We start from the raw sequence: 18,584 nt of genomic DNA on the forward strand, positions 1-18,584 counted from the left end.
CCCTCACCGGGGGAGGGCGGTGTGTCGCGCGGGAGTGCTGCGTCAGCGTGAGACCGCGTCCACGAGAGCGGCCAGCGCCGCCGCGACGCCGTCCAGACCGGGACCCGCCTCGCCGCCGGGCTCCGTCATGTAGACGTCCCGGCGGACCTCGATCATCAACGCCGTCACCCGGGCGTCCACCCCGTAGTACTCCAGGGGTACGTACGTCCCGCTGAACGGGCTGTCCAGCCCCACCTCGAACCCCGCGAACGCGTCCCGCGCGGCGGCGAGCAGCGCCGGGGGCGTGTGGAAGGAGTCGGTGCCCAGGCACACGGCGGGCCGCTCGCCGGCCGCGTGCAGCTCGTACGGCAGGGGCTCGCTGGGGTACGAGTGCACGTCGATCACCACCGCCCGCCCCGTCGCCTTCAGCCGCTCGGCGACGGCGTCGGTCATCGCGCGCGCGTACGGACGGAAGTAGCGCCGGACCAGAGGCTCCGGGTCGACGGTGTCGTCCCGGAGGACCTCCCGGTGAGTCGTCCGGGTGTAGACGGCGCCCATCCCCACCACCCGCATCTCCTCCCGCTCGTCCGGGAACCGCTCCGGGTCCACGACCAGCCGCGACAGCAGGTTGACGAACCGCCACGGGCGCACAGCCGACCCCTCCGCCGCCCGCTCCGCGATCCGCGCGGTGTGCGCGTCCACGATGTGATCCGACTCCCGCTCCAGCGCGGCGTCCCCCAGCACGATCCCCTCCCGCACCCCCGCCGGGATCTCCCGCGCCGAGTGCGGCACATGCAGGATCACGGACGACCCCTCCGCACCGGGGAGGTACGCGAAGGAGGACGGTACTGCGCTGGTCACGGCTGCTCCCGGGGCGTTGTCAGTGGCGTGGTGCGCCTTGGGACAGCTCCGCCCCGGCCGGAAACCTCCCGGCCGGGGCGGAGCTGTGCTCACCGGCACCGGATCAGCGCCTCACGGGCGCCGACCCGGTGCCGTACACGGACAAGCGGCCTCAGAGCGCTGCCAGCGCCGCGTTCCACGTCGCCGACGGGCGCATGACCGCCGCCGCCTTCGCCGGGTCGGGCTGGTAGTAGCCGCCGATGTCGGCCGCCGAGCCCTGCACGGCGTTCAGCTCGCCGACGATCTTCTCCTCGTTCGCCGCGAGGGTCTCCGCGAAGGACGCGAACGCCTTCGCGAGGTCCGCGTCCTCGGTCTGCGCGGCCAGCTCCTGCGCCCAGTACAGGGACAGGTAGAAGTGGCTGCCGCGGTTGTCGATGCCGCCGACGCGCCGGGTCGGGGACTTGTCCTCGTTGAGGAAGGTCGCCGTGGCGCGGTCGAGGGTGTCGGCGAGGACCTTGGCCTTCGGGTTGTTCGTGACCTCGGCGTACTGCTCCAGGGACGGCACCAGCGCGAAGAACTCGCCGAGCGAGTCCCAGCGCAGGTAGTTCTCCTTGACGAGCTGCTGCACGTGCTTCGGCGCCGAACCGCCGGCACCCGTCTCGAAGAGGCCGCCGCCCGCCATCAGCGGGACGACCGACAGCATCTTGGCGCTGGTGCCCAGCTCCAGGATGGGGAAGAGGTCGGTCAGGTAGTCGCGCAGCACGTTGCCGGTGACGGAGATGGTGTTCTCGCCGCGCCGGATGCGCTCGATGGAGAACTTGGTGGCGTCGACCGGCGCGAGGATGCGGATGTCCAGGCCCTCGGTGTCGTGCTCCGGCAGGTACGCCTTGACCTTCTCGATGATCACGGCGTCGTGGCCGCGGTCCTCGTCCAGCCAGAACACGGCCGGGTCACCGGTGGCCCGCGCACGCGTGACGGCGAGCTTCACCCAGTCGCGGATCGGCGCGTCCTTGGTCTGGCAGGCGCGGAAGATGTCGCCCTCGGCGACCTCCTGCTCCAGCACGACGTTCCCGGCCCGGTCGACCAGGCGGACCGTGCCGGCGGCCTTGATCTCGAAGGTCTTGTCGTGGGAGCCGTACTCCTCGGCCTTCTGCGCCATGAGGCCGACGTTCGGGACGGAGCCCATCGTCGACGGGTCGTAGGCGCCGTGCGCGCGGCAGTCCTCGATGACGGCCTGGTAGACGCCCGCGTACGACGAGTCGGGCAGGACGGCGAGGGTGTCGGCCTCCTGGCCGTCCGGGCCCCACATGTGGCCGGACGTGCGGATCATGGCCGGCATCGAGGCGTCGACGATGACGTCGGACGGCACGTGCAGGTTGGTGATGCCCTTGTCGGAGTCGACCATCGCGAGCGCGGGGCCCTCGGCCAGCTCGGCGTCGAAGGACGCCTTGATCGCGGCACCGTCGGCGAGCGCGTCGAGACCCTTGAGGATGCCGCCGAGACCGTCGTTCGGGGTCAGACCGGCGGCGGCCAGCGCAGCGCCGTACTGGGCGAACGTCTTCGGGAAGAACGCGCGGACCACGTGGCCGAAGACGATCGGGTCGGAGACCTTCATCATCGTCGCCTTGAGGTGCACGGAGAACAGCACGTCCTCCGCCTTGGCGCGGGCGATCTGCGCGGTGAGGAACTCGCGCAGCGCGGCCACGTGCAGCACGGACGCGTCGACGACCTCGCCCGCCAGGACCGGTACGGACTCGCGCAGCACGGTCGTCGTGCCGTCGGCGGCGGCCAGCTCGATGCGCAGCGCGCCCGCCTCGGAGATCACGACCGACTTCTCGGTGGAGCGGAAGTCGTTCTCGCCCATCGTCGCGACGTTCGTCCTGGACTCGGGGGTCCAGGCGCCCATGCGGTGCGGGTGGGTCTTCGCGTAGTTCTTGACCGACGCGGGGGCGCGGCGGTCGGAGTTGCCCTCGCGCAGGACCGGGTTCACGGCGGAACCCTTGATCTTGTCGTAGCGGGCCTGGATCTCCCGCTCCTCGTCGGTCTTCGGGTCGTCCGGGTAGTCCGGCAGTGCGTAGCCCTGGCCCTGGAGCTCGGCGATCGCGGCCTTCAGCTGCGGTACGGACGCCGAGACGTTCGGCAGCTTGATGATGTTCGCGGCCGGCGTCTTGGCCAGCTCGCCCAGCTCGGCGAGGGCGTCCGGGATGCGCTGGTCCTCGGTGAGGTGCTCCGGGAACACGGCGATGATGCGCCCGGCCAGCGAGATGTCCCGGGTCTCCACAGAGACGCCCGCCTGGCCGGCGTACGCCTCGACCACCGGCAGGAACGAATACGTCGCCAGGGCCGGGGCCTCGTCAGTGTGGGTGTAGATGATGGTCGAGTCAGTCACCGGGTGCTCCGCTCCACGTCTGCAACATTGCTCGACATCAAGATATCTCGTGACGCGAGCGGGCTCGACAGGGGTCCGCACGCCGCCGGCGCCGACCCCCTCCGGCAAGGACGTTTCCTAGGAAGCCGCCTCCCGCTGCTGCGGTATCACCAGCGACCCCTGCTGCAACGACACGTTCCGCGCGGGCGCCGGAATCCTGATCCCCTCCGCCCGGTACCTCTTGTGCAGCCGCTTGATGAACTCGTGCTTGATCCGGTACTGGTCGCTGAACTCCCCGACCCCCAGGATCACCGTGAACCCGATGCGGTTGTCCCCGAAGGTGTGGAACCGGACCGCGGGCTCGTGGTCCGGTATCGCCCCGGTGATCTCCGTCATCACCTCGGAGACGACGTCCATGGTGACCTTCTCGACCTGGTCGAGGTCGCTGTCGTACGCCACCCCCACCTGCACGAGGATTGTCAGCTGCTGCTCGGGCCGCATGAAGTTGGTCATGTTGGCCTTGGCGAGCTGCCCGTTGGGGATCACGATGAGGTTGTTGGAGAGCGCGCGGACGGTCGTCTGACGCCAGTTGATGTCCTCGACGTACCCCTCCTCGCCGCTGCTCAGCTTGATGTAGTCGCCGGGCTGGACGGTCTTCGAGGCGAGGATGTGGATGCCGGCGAAGAGGTTCGCGAGCGTGTCCTGGAGCGCCAGCGCGACCGCGAGACCGCCGACGCCGAGGGCGGTCAGCATCGGCGCTATCGAGATGCCGAGCGACTGGAGCATCACGAGGAACCCGATCGCGAGGATCAGCACCCGCGTGATGTTCACGAAGATCGTCGCGGACCCGGCGACCCCGGGCCGCGACTGGGTGATCGTCTGCATGAACCCGGCGACGACCCGCGCCACCGACACGGTCACCACGAAGATCAGCACGACGGTGAACGCCTGGCTGGCCGTCCGGTGCCACACCTTCGCCAGCGGCAGCACGGCCGCCCCCGAGGCGACGCCCCCGGCGACCGCCGCCCACGGCAGGACCCCGCGCAGCGCGGCGACCATCACGTCGTCGCCGCCCCACTTCGTGCGCTTGGCGTGCTTGCCGAGCCACAGCAGCAGCGACCGCGACAGGAACGCGACCAGCAGCCCGGACCCGACCGCGATGCCGGCCAACACCGCGTCGTGCACGGTGAGTTCACGGGTCAGCACGGGCCACCTCCCGCCAACTCGCCCATAAGAGGCCGGATGTGAAATGTCGTCACCTGGTCACCTGCTCGATTCCGGGATGTGCTGAGCCGCCCGCGAGAGGGGCGTGATCATCCATCCTGCCGTATCCGGGAAAGACCTTTCGCAAGCCCTTTCGATGTGTCAGGATCTGCGCGTTCAACGGGGGAAGAGGGCGGCCGTCCACGCACGACCACAGCGACGGCCCTGCCTGATTCAAAGAGATTCTTCACGCGCCGCGTGGCGCTGTCATGCCCGCCGTCGGCTGCCCGACGGCCCGTCCTGACGTCACGCGTGCCCGCTTCCTCCTGGTACGTACGACCTGAGAGGGAGCCACGTGACCAGACATCCACGCTTAAGACGAGGCATCGCGGGAACGGCGCTGACCACCGCCGTCTCCCTGCTGACCGGCCTGGCCTACGCCCTGCCCGCGCGGGCCGCCGACCCGCTGCCGGACAACGGCGCCGGAGCCCGCATCACCTTCGGCCAGAGCCCGCGCGCCGACCGCTGCGAGGTGGGCCACGCCCTCCACATCGGCGGCGCCGCCGTCAAGGCCGCCGCGTCGAAGGCCCTGGGCGGCACCGACGCCGACCTGGCCGCCGCCCTGCTGCGCAAGGACAACATCTACCCGAGCCCCCTGGACGACGCCCTGCGCGCCGACCGGGCGAGCGCGGTCGCCTACGTCCAGGGCGCCGACACCCGCAAGAAGGGCTGGGAAGCCCTGAACCGGCCGTACGCGATGAGCGCGACCGGCTCCACCGGGATGTCGCTGCACGCACCGGAGTTCGACGCGGGGATCCGGGCCTTCACGCTCGACACCCAGGAGGCGCTGTACGACACGTTCGGCCAGGACGGCCGCAGCGCGCCGAGCGCCGCCTCCCTGGACGCGGCCCGCAGACTCGCCGCGTCCCTGAAGGGGAAGAGCCCGGCGGGCGACGACCAGCTCGCGGACTTCACGCTGTACCCGAGCAACGTCGAGGGACCCTTCAACTCGATCACCTCCAGCGACATCGCCCGCTATCTGCGCCAGGGCGGCTTCCCGGCGCAGGCGCCGGCCGACGGCTCGGCCGAGTACCGCACCGAGGTCGAGACCCTCAAGGTCTCCTGGGCCGCCTGCGACAGCTGGAACCCGCAGGACCCGCGCCGCGTCCTCGCGCCGGTGACGGCGAGCGCGTACGCCGAGTGGGAGGCGGAGTACGCCGGGCAGGCCAAGCCGCGCGCCGACATCATGGCCGCCGAGACGACGGCCGCCGCGCAGGCGCAGAAGGCCACCGACGCGATGATCGAGTCGATCGGCCAGGCGTGGCTCGCGGACCAGATCCTGACCTGGCAGAAGTTCTGGGCCGGGAAGCCCGCAAACGACCCGAACCGCCCGGCGAAGGCCCTGTTCACGCAGGCCGGCACCGACCTCACCAAGGCCCGCGACAAGGCCGCAGCCCAGGTCACGCTGGCCAACGCCGCCGTGTCGGCCGCGAAGACCGCCGCCGACAAGGCAGCCGCCGCCCAGACCAGCGCGTACGCCATCGCCGACACCGCGAAGACGCCGCGCGGCCGGGGTCTGCTCTACGCCCAGCAGTCGGCGCAGGTCGTGAAGGCGTCGTACGCCGCGACCCAGGCCGCCGCGAAGGCCACGCTGACCGCGCTGAACGCCGCGAAGGCGACCGCCGCCGACAGCAAGGCGCAGCTCGCGCTGTCGCAGACGCAGGCGCACGCCATCAACACCGAGTTCCGGCGGGCCGCCGCCGAGGAGGCGGCGGCTCAGGCGAAGGCCGCCGCCGACGCGGCCGACGCGCAGGCCAAGGAGGCCGCCGCCAACGCGGCGAAGGCCAAGGCCGCGCAGACCACCGCCGAGGCCGCCGAGAAGACGGCCCAGGCGGGTGCGGCGACCGCGAAGGCGGCCCGCGCGACCGCCGAGGCGGCTTCCGCGACCGCTGCGGCCGAGCACGCCAACGCGACTCGTGAGCGCGGGAAGGCGCAGGCAGCCGAGACCCGCGCACAGCAGGACGCGGCGACAGCGGCGACGGCCCGCTCCGCCGCCGACTCCTCGGGTGCCACCGCCCAGGCCGGGTACGCGACCGCGATCGCCGCCCAGCAGCGGGCGTACGAGGCGAAGAACCGCGCCCAGGACGCCCAGCGCGACAAGCAGGCCGCGCTGTCCCGGGCCGCCGCGCTCGAAGCCGCCGCAGCCGCCGCCGAGGGGACGGCCGCCGCGCAGGAGACACGGGCCGCCGCCACCGAGGCGCGGTCCGCCGCGAACACGGCGACCTCCGCCGCCGCGAGCGCCCAGCAGGAGGCCGCCACGGCGACCACGGCGGCCGTCGCCGCCCGCGCCGCGTCCGTGCGGGCCGACGCCGCCGCGTACCGGGCGGAGTCCGCCGCCGCGACCGCACAGGCCGCCGCGCAGACCACCCACGCGGCGGCCGTCACCGCGCACGCCGCCGCCGCTACGGCGATCGAGGCGTCCAAGGCCGCGCAGCAGAACGCCGAGAACGCGGAGGTGGAGGCCAAGAAGGCCGCCGCAGCCGCCGTCACCGCCCGCACCCAGGCGACCGCCGCACGCGACGAGGCGAACAAGACCGCGTCCTGGGCGGCCGTCACCGCCGGGTACGCGTACGCCGCCGCCGAGCACGCCGGCGCCGCCCGCGACTCGGCGGCCGAGGTGATCAAGCCGGCCAACGAGGCCATCAACATCGGCACCGCGTACAAGGAGACCGACTCCTCCGCCGCGTACGCCGTCCTGATCGGCCAGACCTCGCTCACGCTCGCCGAGCAGCAGGCCGCCGCCGCGAAGGCCAAGTCCGACGACGCCGCGAAGGCCGCCGCCACCGCGAAGGCCCTCGCCGACAAGGCCGACGCCGACGCGAAGGCGGCGGCTAAGGCAGCGGCAGCGGCGGCAGCCGACGCGGCCCGCGCCGCGGCGGCCGTCACCGCCGCACGGGCCTCGGCGGCAGCCGCCGCGAAGTCCGCCGAGGCCGCCAAGAAGGCCGACGCGAACGCCCAGGCGTACGACGTCCAGGCGGGCTCCGACGCGTCCGCCGCCCAGTCCGCCGCGTACACCGCGCGCTCCGAGGCGAACGCCGCCGACGGCGAGGCCACCGAGGCCGAGCGCGACGCGGCCGGCGCCCGCTCCGCCGCGCAGGCCGCCGAGAACGACGCGGCGAGCGCGCGGACCACCGCGACCGAGGCCGAGAGCGACGCCACCGGCGCCGAGGCCGCCGCCAAGGACGCGCAGGGCTCCGCCAAGGACGCCGACGCCGCCGCCGACGCGGCCGAGGAGGAGTACCGCAAGCGGATCGAGGCGGACCGCGCCGGAGCCGCGACCGGCACCCCCGACTCGGGCCCCGGGCTGAACGCGAGCGACGAGGCGCTGCTGCTCAAGGAGTGCGGCCAGTCCTGCGTGGACGACTACCGCTCCGCGAAGGCGCTGGCGTCCCTGGACGTCATCGACTGGGTCAAGCAGAACGGCGCGGACATCCTCCTGGAGTTCATCGGCGAGAAGGACCTCAAGCGCTGCCTGGGCTCCGGCGACGTCGAGAGCTGCCTGTGGACCATCGTCAACGGCCTCGGCATCGTCTTCGCCGTCGGCAAGATCCCCGCGCTCGGCAAGGCGATCGTCAAGGTCGGCAGCGGGATCGCGAAGTTCCTCGACGACGTCGTACAGGCGAAGCACACCCTCGACCGGCTGCGGAAGCTGCTGGAGACCCTGAAGAAGGGGCAGACGGTCGCGCAGTGCCTGCTGAGCCTCGCGGACGCGACGGTGGGGTTCGCGCCGGCCGCTTCCAGGTCGTCGCTCGCCGCGGCGGCTCCCGCGAAGTTCTGCATGAAGTCGGCGATCGGCAAGGACAAGAGGCTCAGCAACCTGGCCGAGCTGTCGACCAAGAACGAGAAGGTCCAGGCCGACCTGAACGCCCTGTTCCGCAAGCTGATGGAGGGGAACTTCAACCCCGGCATCAGCAACGGCGGACTCTCCAACGGCATCAGCTACGCACGCACCAGGGACGGTGCACGGCTCTTCTACCGGAAGCTGGGTGACACGATCGAGATCGTCGGCAAGTCCGACAAGAAGTACGAGGACAAGGTCATCGCGCGGCTGAAGGAGATCTATGGAAATTGAGGTCGACGAACCGTTCTGGACGGTCCGCAGACCCCAGCTCACCTTCCGGTTCACGGTCGGTGAACCCACGGCCCCCGCGACCCTCGACGACGGTGACACGCTGGTCACCGGACCCGGCGGTGAGCAGTGGTTCGCCACGATCATGACCCCGGACCGGATCCGCCGGATCATGGACCGCTGGCGGGACACCGGCGAGAGTCTCGCAGGCGCTTATTTCCAGATCCCGAGCCTCGTCATCGTCCGCGAACCCGGCGTGGAGTCCATGGTCCGGGCCGTCGAGGACCTGTACGAGGAGTACGGCACCCTCGACGACATCTTGCCGAGACTCTGAGAAGGTGCGCCCGTCTCATCCGGAGGCGGGCGCACCGCCTATATGACCTTCCACCGCACCAGCGCCCCCAGCGTCACCGCCCCCGGCACCAACGGCACCCACACCGTGATCACCCGGTACGTCAGCACCACAGCCGTCGTCAGCGCCAGCGGCCCGCCCGCCGCCACCAGCGCGATCACCAGCGCCGCCTCCACCGACCCGATCCCGCCCGGCGTCGGCACGAGAGCCACCGCGACGGTCGCCGCGAGATACGCGAGCGCCATGTGCAGGGCCGGCACCGGCAGCTCCAGCGCCCGCCCCACGGCGACGAGTCCGGCCGCCTGCAACAGCGGGAAGGCCAGCGACCCGCCCCACAGCGCCAGCGCCCGCCCGGGACACGTGTGCACGGACCGCGCCTCCGCGAGCGCGGCCCGCAGGAACGTCACGACGGACGCGCGCAGCCGCCGTACGAAGGACAGCGCGACGGCGACGACGACCGCGCCCCCGGCGACAGCCGCGAGGAGCGGACCGGCGTCCGTGCCGGGCAGCAGCGTGCCCAGCCGCAGCGCGTCGGGGAAGGCGAGCAGCAGCGCGGCCAGCAGACCGACCCGCGCGACGCTCTCCGCGAGGAGATACAGCGCGAGGGCCGCCGAGGAGCGGGCCAGCGGCACCCCGCACACGGTCATGAACCGCAGGTTGACCGCGCCGGCACCGAGGCCGGTCGGCAGCAGGTGGTTGGCGGCGCCGGCCGCGAACTGGGTGGCCAGCAGCCGCCGCCGGGGCAGCCGCTGCGACACCGCGCCCTGCCGGGTGACGGCGGAGGCGACCCAGGTCAGACAGGTCGCCCCGGCGGCGGCGAGCAGCCAGGGCCACTCGGCGTCGTGGAGGTGCCCGAACCCCTCGGCGAGGACACCGCGGTGGCGGACCGCGACGACGGCGACGAGGACGACGGGGACCAGACACAGGAGCGGGCGCAGGGGAAGGCGCCGGGGTGCGATGGGGACGGTCACGTCGGTAGAGGTTCTCCACCCGGACACAACGGGGGGTTGCGGACGCGAGGACAGCGCATGACGAACGCCCACACCCTTGACCTCAAGATTGGTCGAGGTCCTACGGTCGTCCCCATGAGCATGGAGACCACCGCCTGGGCGCAGTTGCAGAGCGCCATGACCGCCCGCACCGGGGACGGCAGACCGTTCGACCGCTCCACCCTGCGCCGCATCGGCGCGTTCGCCCGCCCGCACCGCAGGAGGATCGCGCTCTTCGTCGTGCTCGGGATGGTGACCGCGCTCCTCGCGGTCGCCGGACCCGTGCTCGCCGGACGCGTCGTCGACACGATCGTGTCGCACGGCCGGCCCTCCGTCGTCGTCCGGCTCGCGCTGTTCATCGCCGGGATCGCGATCCTCGAAGCGGCCCTCGGCATCCTGGGCCGGCGGCTCTCGGCGACGCTCGGGGAGGGGCTCATCCTGGATCTGCGCACGGCCGTGTTCGACCATGTGCAGCGCATGCCGGTCGCGTTCTTCACCCGCACCCGCACGGGAGCGCTGGTCTCCCGGCTCAACAACGACGTGATCGGCGCCCAGCGCGCCTTCAGCAACACCCTCTCCGGCGTCGTCAGCAATATCGTCACCCTCCTCCTCACGCTCGCCGTGATGCTCACCCTGTCCTGGCAGGTCACGCTCCTCGCGCTGGCGCTGCTGCCGGTGTTCGTGATCCCCGCGCGGCGCATGGGCGCGCGGATGGCCGGCATGCAGCGCGAGGCCGCGACCCTCAACGCGGCGATGGGCACCCGGATGACCGAGCGGTTCTCCGCCCCCGGCGCGACCCTCGTCAAGCTCTTCGGGCGCCCCGAGGAGGAGTCCGCCCAGTTCGCCGACCGCGCGTCCCGCGTCCGCGACATCGGGGTCCGTACCGCGACCGCCCAGTCCGTCTTCATCACCGCCCTGACCCTGGTCTCCGCGCTGGCCCTCGCGCTCGTGTACGGCCTCGGCGGGCGGCTCGCCCTCGGCGGCACCCTGGAGCCGGGCGCCGTCGTCTCCCTCGCGCTGCTCCTCACCCGCCTGTACGCGCCGCTCACCTCCCTCGCGGGGGCGCGCGTCGAGGTGATGAGCGCGCTGGTGAGCTTCGAGCGCGTCTTCGAGATCCTGGACCTGAAGCCGCTGATCGCGGAGAAGCCCGGCGCCGGTGAACTCCCGCCGGGGCCGGTCGCGGTGGAGTTCGACGACGTCCGCTTCGGCTACCCCGCCGCCGACCGTGTCTCCCTCGCCTCCCTGGAGGAGGTCGCGGCGCTCGACACGCGGGGCGGTACGGAGGTCCTGCACGGGCTGACGTTCCGCGCGGAACCGGGCCAGACCGTCGCCCTCGTCGGCTCCTCCGGCGCCGGGAAGTCCACCATCGCGCAGCTCCTGCCGCGCCTGTACGACGTCGACTCCGGCGCCGTACGCGTCGGCGGCGTCGACGTCCGCGACGTCACCGCGCGCTCCCTGCGCGAGACCGTCGGCATGGTCACCCAGGACGGCCACCTCTTCCACGACACGGTCCGCGCGAACCTGCTCCTCGCGGCACCCGACGCGACCGAGGCCGACCTGTGGGACGCCCTGCGCCGGGCCCGCCTCGACACGCTGGTCCGTGAACTCCCCGACGCGCTCGACACGGTCGTCGGCGAACGCGGCTACCGCCTCTCCGGCGGCGAACGCCAGCGCATGACCATCGCCCGCCTCCTCCTCGCCCGCCAGCGCGTCGTCATCCTCGACGAGGCGACGGCCCACCTGGACAACACGTCCGAGGCGGCGGTCCAGGAGGCGCTCGCGGAAGCCCTCGCCGACCGCACGGCCCTGGTCATCGCCCACCGCCTCTCCACGGTCCGCTCGGCCGACCTGATCCTCGTCCTGGAGGCCGGGCGGATCATCGAACGGGGCACACACGAAGGGCTGCTGGCGGCGGAGGGACGGTACGCGGAGCTGTACCGGACCCAGTTCGCGGGACGGGAGGACAAGGCGGGGGCCGGGGCGGCCGGGTGCTTCGCCTGCGAGGAGGAGGCGGGGGTGAAAGAGGCGGTGGTGTAGGGGAGTTGGGACCGGCCGTACGGCGCCGGGGGTGCGCCCCCCGGGCGCCAACAGCCGCGTACGCCGCCCCTCAGCAGCCCACCCGGGGCCCGAACACCCCCTCCGTCCCCCGCGCCACGACCTCCGCGCACACCTCCAGCAGCCGGTCCACGTCCCGTGAGTTCGTCGCCACCCCCATCGACGCCCGCACCGCCCCCTGCGCCTGGACGGCGAGTCGGCGCAGATACGCGTCGACATCCGACGGAGTCCCCCGCACCAGCGCCTCCCGGACCACCTCCGGCGTCATCCCGTTGGCCTCCTCCGCGACGCCGGGGTTGCAGAAGCAGCCCGTGCGCAGGCTGATCCGGGCCTCGGCGGCGGCCCGTTGGAGGGCGCGTTCGTCGATGGGGGAGCCGTCCGGGCGCAGGAGGTTGAAGGTGACCGTGGGACCCCGGTCCCGGGCGGCGAGGGGGCCGAGGACGCGGACCGCCGGTTCGCCGCCGGGGTGGCGCAGGGCCGTCAGCCCGTCCAGGAGCCGGACGGTGAGCCGGGTGACGTGGTGGTGGACGGCGTCGTAGCCGATCGCCCGGTGCCAGGCGACCGCCGCCGTCACGTCGGGCAGCGCGAGGAAAGGGAGGGTGCCGTCCTCGAAGCCCTCCGGCGCGGGCGCGGGCAGATGCCAGTCGGTGTGGGAGGAGGAGGCGCGGACGGTGCCGCCCGCGAACCAGGGCCGGTCGAGGTCCGCGAGGGCGTCGCGGCGGGCGATCAGGCAGCCCACGCCGGTCGGGAAACCGGTGATCTTGTACCAGGACAGCGCGACGAAGTCGGCGGGGACGGCCGTCAGGTCGAGCGGCCCGGTCGGCAGGTACGCGGCGGCGTCGAGCGCCACCCGCCACCCCCGGCGCCGCGCCTCACCGGCCCACTCCAGCGGATGCCGTACACCCGTCGCGTTCGACTGCGCCGGGAACGCGAACAGCCCCCGCCCGCCCGCGTCCAGACACGCCGTCACCGCCTCGGTCCGCGTACGGAACCCGGGCCCCAGCGGTACGACCCGCACCGGCGCGCCCGCGCGCGTGGCGTACCGGCGCATCCCCAGCACCGAGTTGTGGTCGTCCCCGAGGAACGCGAGCGGCGCGCCAGGACCGAACGGGTACGCCTCGGCGACCAGGCGCAGGGCCGCCGTCGCGTTCGGCGTGAAGACGGCGACGTAGTCCTCCGGGGACGCCCGGCAGAACGACAGCGCCGCCCGGCGGGCCTCCTCCACCAGCCGGGTCGAGGCGAGCGAGGCGGGGCTCGCCGTGTGCGGATTGCCGTACACGCCCGAGGCGAGCCGGGCCGCGCCGCCCCGGACCAGGGAGAGCGGGGGCAGGGCCGCGCCCGTGTAGTCCAGATAGGCGTGGTCCTCCGCGTCCAGGTACGGGAACTCCTTCTCGCGCAGGGCGTCGACGTGGCACGCGCGGTCCGCAAGGGATGTGGTCGGCATCTCGGAACCTCCTCACCCGTTTCCGAAAATCCTTCCGGAAACGAGCCGATAAAACCCACGGGAAATGATCCGACGTGACGCAAGAACGCATGGTCCGTATTTCGCCCCTTCCGGGTGAAACATGGGCCGGGGAACACTCCGTCCAGCGGAAACGGGCCGTCGGCGGCCCCCTGGTCATGGCAACCTGCGACGCGGGAACGATAAGGACCATTATGGGCCGCGTTCCTTCGGTACGGACGAAAAACACGGTCCGCCCGCCCCTCCCTCCGTAATTCGAACCGGGACATCGACATGCCGATCGATCTGCGCGCGGAACTCGAACCCCGCGTCGCCCGCCGCCTCGACGACCACCTGACGGCCGCCCGGGACTGGATGCCGCACGACCTCGTGCCCTGGTCCCTCGCCTGGGACTTCGACAGCTCCCCCTGGCACCCCGGACAGTCCCGGCTGCCCGAACCCGCCCGCACCGCGCTCACGTCCCTCCTCGCCGAGGAAGAGGACCTGCCCCGCCGGCACGCCGACCTCGCCGCCGTCTACGGCCGGCGGGGCGCCTGGGCGCGATGGCTGCACCGCTGGACCGCCGAGCAGCAGCGCCACGGGACCGCCCTGCGCGACTACCTCCTCACCACCCGCGCCGCCGACCCGGCCGAGCTGGAGCGGGCCCGGCTGCGGACCCTGTGCGCGGTGCGCGGGGAGCCGGTGCGCGACCTCGCCCGCACGCTCGCGCGGCTCGCCGTCCAGGAGGAGGCCGCCGCCGTCCGCTACCGGGCCGTCACCGGCGTACCCGACTGCTGCGGGGCGCTGCTCGCGCGGATCGCCGAGGACAAGGAACTCCACGCGCGCTTCCACCGTTGTCTCCTCGACGACGCCCTGCTGATCGACCCCTCCCGCACGGTCGCCGCGATCTGCGCCGAACTGCTCGCGCCCGAGCTGTCCGACGGGTACGGCCTCGGGGTCCACCTCGACCGGGTGGTCCGGCCGCTCCTCGGCCACTGGCGCCTGTCCGAGCTGCCGGGCCTCTCCTCGGACGCGCTCCGGCATCTCGACGCGGTCGACGCGCTGCTGAGCACACCCGCCGGGGCGCCCCTCGCCGTCGGCGGCCTGCTGTGACCGTGTCCGTCCGCACCGGGGACACCGGCGACTACGACGCCGTCCGCGCGCTGCACGTGCGCTGCTCCGTCGCGACCCGGGCGCGGCGCTACCACACCGGGACGCCGCAGCTCACGCGGGACGCGTGGGAGCGGATGAGCGGGCCCCTCGCCGGGTGCACGCTCCTCGCGACGCCCTTCGGGCTGCCCGAGCGGGTCGTCGCGGTGGGGCATCTCCTCTACGAACGCCACCCCGACGTCGCCGAGCTGGCCGTCCTCGTCGAGGACACCTGGCAGTCCCACGGGCTCGGCGGCGTCCTGTCCCGGCGGCTCTACGGGCTCGCCCACTTCATGCGGGTCCGCACGATCGTCGCCTACGTCGCCACCGACAACATCCGTGCCCGCCGCATGGTCCAGGGCCTCGCCCGCACCGCCGGCGGCCACGGCCCCGACGTCCACCTCCTCTCCGATTCCGACGTCCTCGAAACGGTCCTCTCCTAACCGCCGCGGAAGGTCTTTGATGCGCTGGTCCCGCCCTGCACGTTGGCTGACGGTCTGGTACGCGCGGGTGTTCCTGCGCTCACTGCGGCATCTGGACCCGCGGGGGGTGCATCGGGTCAACGGGGTTTATGTGCCGGGGGGCCGGGGGGAGAGGGCGGGGGCTTCTTCGGGTGGGGGTCCGGTCGGCGGCACGGGTACGGGGGTGAGGTCGCGTCTGTGTCCCGGGGAGGTCGGGGTGGTGAGGTCGGTGGGGGTGGCGGTCGCCGTGGTGTCCGGCGGGGCCGGGACGGCCGGTGAGCGCGGTGTCGGTCCCTCGGCGGGGTCCGGCGGGCGTTTCTCCGGGTGTGCCGGTGACGCGATCCGGCTGGTGGTCGTCGGGGACTCCACCGCGCTCGGGATCGGGGTGGGGGAGGCGCGGCAGGCGCCGGGGGCCGTGCTGGGGCAGTGGCTCGCCGAGGAGACGGGGCGGGCCGTACGGGTGTGGGTGTACGGGCGGTTCGGGGCCACGACGTCGTCGCTCGCGGGGAAGGTCGAGCAGGCGGTGAGCGTGCGGCCGGATCTCGTGGTCGTGCTCACGGGGGCCAACGACAGCCTGTTGCCGGTGCCGTTGGGGCGGGCCGCGCGGGCGCTCGGGCGGCATGTGCGGCGGCTGGTGGGGGAGGGGGCGGCCGTGGTGGCGGCGGTGAGTCCCGACGCCGGGTGCGGGGGCGCGCTCCCCGGGTTCCTCGGCCGGCTGCTGTCCCTGCGGTGCCGGAAGCTGGGCCGGCTCCAGGCACGCCACGCGTTGAAGAGCGGCGCGCGGATCGTCTCCTTCCGCGACGACGACTTCCGTACGCACCGTTCCCGGCTGATCGCGTCCGACGGCTTCCACCCCTCGGCGGCGGGCTACGAACTCCACGCGGGCCGCCTGATGCACGCGATGCTGGCGTCCCTCGCGAACCGCCAACTCCCGGCGGTCCACGCGGCCTTGTGCCTACGCCGCACCGACTCCCTGCGCTCGACGTCCCGCCGGGTCGCCCGTACCCCCAACTCCCACGCCGTGCCCACCACTTCGAGCGGCGAGTACGAGGTACAGGTACTCCCGCCGAAACGCCGGCGCCGGGGGTTCGTGCCGGGCCAGACGGAGGGGAAGACGGAGGCGCGCACGGAGTCCTGAGGACGCGCCCCCCTCACCCCACCCCCACCGAGACTCCCTTTCCCCGGGGAACCCCCAACTCCCGTGCCCGGCACAGGCACCCCTCCGTGTCGGGGCGGGACTGGAGGGCCGGGAGGAGGAGGCGCCACATGTCGGTGACCGCCTCCTCCACGTCCTCGCGGCGCGAGAGCGCGTCGGAGACCGTGTGGGTGCCGAAGAACGCGGCGATCACGGTGCGGGCGGCGCGAGGGATGTCGACGGTGGGGGAGAGTTCACCGGCGGCCCGGGACTCGGTGAGGATGTCCGCGACCGTGGAGATCCAGCCCACGAACGGCACCGGCAACTCCGCGGAGATCACGTGCCGTTCGTTCCAGAGCCGGTTCCCGGCGCGGACCACGGGGTCGTCGCGGAACTCCCGGGCGACCTCGAAGCTGAGCAGGACGAGCCGCTCCAGCGCGCTGCCGCCCCGCCGCAGGCACCCGGCGACGAGGGGCGGCCAGTGCGCGAAGTGCGCCCCGACGAGACTGCGCGCGAGATCCTCCTTGCTGCCGAAGTGGAAATAGAGCGCCCCGCTCGTGTACCCGCTGGCCTTCGCCATGTCGGAAATGCTGGTGCCCGCGTATCCGTACTCCTCGAAGAGTCTCGCGGCGGCCACGAGAATGGCCTTCTTGGTCGTCTCCGCGCGTTCCTGCATCTCCGCCTCCGGGTCCTGGGATGGCTCCTCCGCCTTTCAGGTGATCTATAGGCGTCGGCGGGAAATGTCAGCAGCGACACGACTAATCATTGTTTTCATGATTTTATGTCTGAAACTCTTGTCATTCAGCCCGACTTGTCCGTCGTCCCACAGGCCCCGGCCTGGGACCGTACGGTCCCCCGCCACCTGGTCCACCGCCGCTCGGTCGCGGAGGTCCTGCTCACGGACGCGCTCAGAGTCTCGGACACCCGCTTCCTGGTCGCCGCGCAGTGGCCGCTGCGCCACTCCACGTTCCGTCCCGACCCCGAGGGCCGCCACGACCCGGTGTTCGTGGTGGAGACGATCCGTCAGATGGGCCTGCTGATCCCCCGCGTGTTCCTGGGCAGCCCCCCGGACACCCGCCTCCTCCTCAGAACCGTCGGCTTCACCCTGGACCCCGCCGCCGAACCCCGCACGGCGTACGGCGCGAGCGACGTCCTGTGCGAGGCGCAGCTGTCGGACGTACGCCAAGTTCCGTCCCGTCCGGGCCCGTTGTCGCTGTCGATGAAGGTCACGTTCTCCTGCGCCGGTGTCCCCTTCGGCCACGCGGAGGGCCGCCTGCGCACCCTGACCCCGCACCAGTACACCGCCCTGCGCACCGGCCGCGCCCAGCGCCCGCCGCTCGGCCTCGCCGGGGAGCGCCCCGGACCCGCCGAGGTCGGGGTGGCCGGCGAGGGCGGGGTGATGGTCCGCCGGGCACCGGACGGCACCGTACGCGTCGACCCCGCCGACCTCGGCCACCCCCTCTTCTTCGACCACCCCAGCGACCACGTCCCCGGCATGGTCCTGCTGGAGTCGGCACGCCAGGCCGCGTGCCTCGCCCTCGGGCGCGGGGCCAGGCTCCTCGGCGCGGACCTGAGGGCGACCGGCTTCACGGAGTGGACGCCCGAGGCGAGCATCGAGTGCGCGCCGGAGGAGGGGGGCTGGGGCTTCAAGGTCGTCCAGGAGGGGGTGGCGACGGCGGCGGGGACGCTGACTTTCGGACGCTGACCGCGCGATCACCGAACCGGCCCGCGAGGGCCACGGCACCGGCCGGGAAGCCGTACGGGACCGCCCGCCGGCCACCACCCGGCGGCAAGGCCCTAAGGTCACCCCCATGCGCCTGGCCCTCCTGCACACCTCCCCCGCCCACGTCCCCGTCTTCGACGCCCTGCGCGACGAACACCACCCGGCCCTGGCCCTGCGCCACCACGTGGACGAGACCCTCCTCGCCAGGGCCCGCGTGCAGGGCCCGGAGGCGGTCGCGCCCGCCGTGCGGGAGGCGTTGGAGCGGGCCGTCGCACAGGGCGTGGACGCGGTGCTGTGCACGTGCTCGTCGATCGGCGGGGTCGCGGAGGAACAGGGCGGGGGACTCGCCGTACCCGTCATCAGGGTGGACCGCCCGATGGCCGCCGAGGCGGTCGCCGCCGGGGAGCGGATCGTCGTCCTCGGGACGGTCGCCAGCACGCTCGCACCGACCGCCGCCCTGGTCACCGAGGAGGCGGGCGGCCGTCCGGTCGCCGTGCGGACGGTCCTCGTCGAGGGCGCCTGGGAGCTGTTCGAGGCCGGGGACGCGGAGGGGTACGCCCGTGCGGTCGCCGACGCGGTGGACGCGGTGACCGGCGCCGACGCGATCGTGCTGGCGCAGGCGTCGATGGCCCCGGCGCAGGGCCTCGCCCGGACACCGGTACCGGTGTTCTCCAGCCCCCGGCCGGGTCTCGCGGCAGCCGCCGCACAGTGTGCTTGAAACCACAAGGATCTGGTGATCAAGACCGTCCTACTATGAGCC

14 protein-coding genes are annotated in these 18,584 nt (G+C 73.0%); 8 read left to right on the forward strand and 6 right to left on the reverse strand.

The genetic code is table 11. The features are described 5' to 3' along the window. Positions 1–42 precede the first annotated feature (42 nt). The 3 genes from ACQCO7_RS36945 to ACQCO7_RS36955 all read right to left on the reverse strand — a co-directional run bounded on the left by ACQCO7_RS36945 (position 43) and on the right by ACQCO7_RS36955 (position 4,390). Entirely contained in the window at positions 43–840 is a 798-nt protein-coding gene (locus ACQCO7_RS36945) for an N-formylglutamate amidohydrolase (RefSeq protein ID WP_464075890.1), read from the reverse strand. A 151-nt stretch (positions 841–991) separates the two neighbouring features. After that, positions 992–3,208 carry an NADP-dependent isocitrate dehydrogenase gene (locus ACQCO7_RS36950; RefSeq protein WP_464075891.1) on the reverse strand — a complete coding sequence of 739 codons (2,217 nt, stop codon included), beginning with the start codon at positions 3,206–3,208 and terminating at the stop codon, positions 992–994. Positions 3,209–3,325: 117 nt separating this feature from the next. Next, positions 3,326–4,390 (reverse strand): mechanosensitive ion channel family protein, encoded by a 1,065-nt coding sequence (locus tag ACQCO7_RS36955; protein WP_464077382.1) that lies wholly within the window; start codon positions 4,388–4,390, stop codon positions 3,326–3,328. Between the two features lie 355 nt (positions 4,391–4,745). Here ACQCO7_RS36955 and ACQCO7_RS36960 point away from each other — a divergent pair, with 355 nt between their 5' ends. Continuing rightward, positions 4,746–8,522 (forward strand): hypothetical protein, encoded by a 3,777-nt coding sequence (locus ACQCO7_RS36960; RefSeq protein WP_464075892.1) that lies wholly within the window; start codon positions 4,746–4,748, stop codon positions 8,520–8,522. Next, positions 8,512–8,853 carry a hypothetical protein gene (locus ACQCO7_RS36965; RefSeq protein WP_464075893.1) on the forward strand — a complete coding sequence of 114 codons (342 nt, stop codon included), beginning with the start codon at positions 8,512–8,514 and terminating at the stop codon, positions 8,851–8,853. The genes ACQCO7_RS36960 and ACQCO7_RS36965 overlap by 11 nt, the downstream gene beginning before the upstream one ends. Before the next feature lie 38 nt (positions 8,854–8,891). Here ACQCO7_RS36965 and ACQCO7_RS36970 read toward each other — a convergent pair whose 3' ends face one another. Then, a complete protein-coding gene (locus ACQCO7_RS36970; RefSeq protein WP_464075894.1) occupies positions 8,892–9,842 on the reverse strand; it encodes a lysylphosphatidylglycerol synthase transmembrane domain-containing protein in 951 nt (316 codons plus the stop codon). Between the two features lie 120 nt (positions 9,843–9,962). Here ACQCO7_RS36970 and ACQCO7_RS36975 point away from each other — a divergent pair, with 120 nt between their 5' ends. Next, entirely contained in the window at positions 9,963–11,897 is a 1,935-nt protein-coding gene (locus ACQCO7_RS36975; protein WP_464077383.1) for an ABC transporter ATP-binding protein, read from the forward strand. 70 nt (positions 11,898–11,967) lie between these two features. Here ACQCO7_RS36975 and ACQCO7_RS36980 read toward each other — a convergent pair whose 3' ends face one another. Next, positions 11,968–13,359, reverse strand: coding sequence for an aminotransferase class V-fold PLP-dependent enzyme (locus ACQCO7_RS36980; RefSeq protein WP_464075895.1), 1,392 nt, complete (start codon positions 13,357–13,359; stop codon positions 11,968–11,970). 291 nt (positions 13,360–13,650) lie between these two features. On the opposite strand from ACQCO7_RS36980, the gene ACQCO7_RS36985 reads away from it, so the two are divergent. The 3 genes from ACQCO7_RS36985 (at position 13,651) to ACQCO7_RS36995 (ending at position 16,104) form a co-directional block, all read left to right on the forward strand. After that, positions 13,651–14,469: an acyl-ACP desaturase gene (locus ACQCO7_RS36985; RefSeq protein WP_464075896.1), complete on the forward strand. Its 819-nt coding sequence runs from the start codon at positions 13,651–13,653 to the stop codon at positions 14,467–14,469. Positions 14,470–14,471: 2 nt separating this feature from the next. Then, on the forward strand, positions 14,472–14,948 hold the full coding sequence (locus ACQCO7_RS36990) for an N-acetyltransferase family protein (RefSeq protein WP_464075897.1): 477 nt from the start codon (positions 14,472–14,474) through the stop codon (positions 14,946–14,948). Positions 14,949–15,183: 235 nt separating this feature from the next. Continuing rightward, on the forward strand, positions 15,184–16,104 hold the full coding sequence (locus tag ACQCO7_RS36995; RefSeq protein ID WP_464075898.1) for an SGNH/GDSL hydrolase family protein: 921 nt from the start codon (positions 15,184–15,186) through the stop codon (positions 16,102–16,104). 13 nt (positions 16,105–16,117) lie between these two features. Here ACQCO7_RS36995 and ACQCO7_RS37000 read toward each other — a convergent pair whose 3' ends face one another. Further along, on the reverse strand, positions 16,118–16,777 hold the full coding sequence (locus ACQCO7_RS37000; protein ID WP_464075899.1) for a ScbR family autoregulator-binding transcription factor: 660 nt from the start codon (positions 16,775–16,777) through the stop codon (positions 16,118–16,120). A gap of 105 nt (positions 16,778–16,882) precedes the next feature. On the opposite strand from ACQCO7_RS37000, the gene ACQCO7_RS37005 reads away from it, so the two are divergent. Then, positions 16,883–17,806: a ScbA/BarX family gamma-butyrolactone biosynthesis protein gene (locus ACQCO7_RS37005; protein WP_464075900.1), complete on the forward strand. Its 924-nt coding sequence runs from the start codon at positions 16,883–16,885 to the stop codon at positions 17,804–17,806. Between the two features lie 106 nt (positions 17,807–17,912). After that, positions 17,913–18,542 carry an aspartate/glutamate racemase family protein gene (locus tag ACQCO7_RS37010; RefSeq protein ID WP_464075901.1) on the forward strand — a complete coding sequence of 210 codons (630 nt, stop codon included), beginning with the start codon at positions 17,913–17,915 and terminating at the stop codon, positions 18,540–18,542. Positions 18,543–18,584: the final 42 nt, after the last annotated feature.

It is taken from the genome of Streptomyces saintjeani (genome assembly GCF_055409605.1).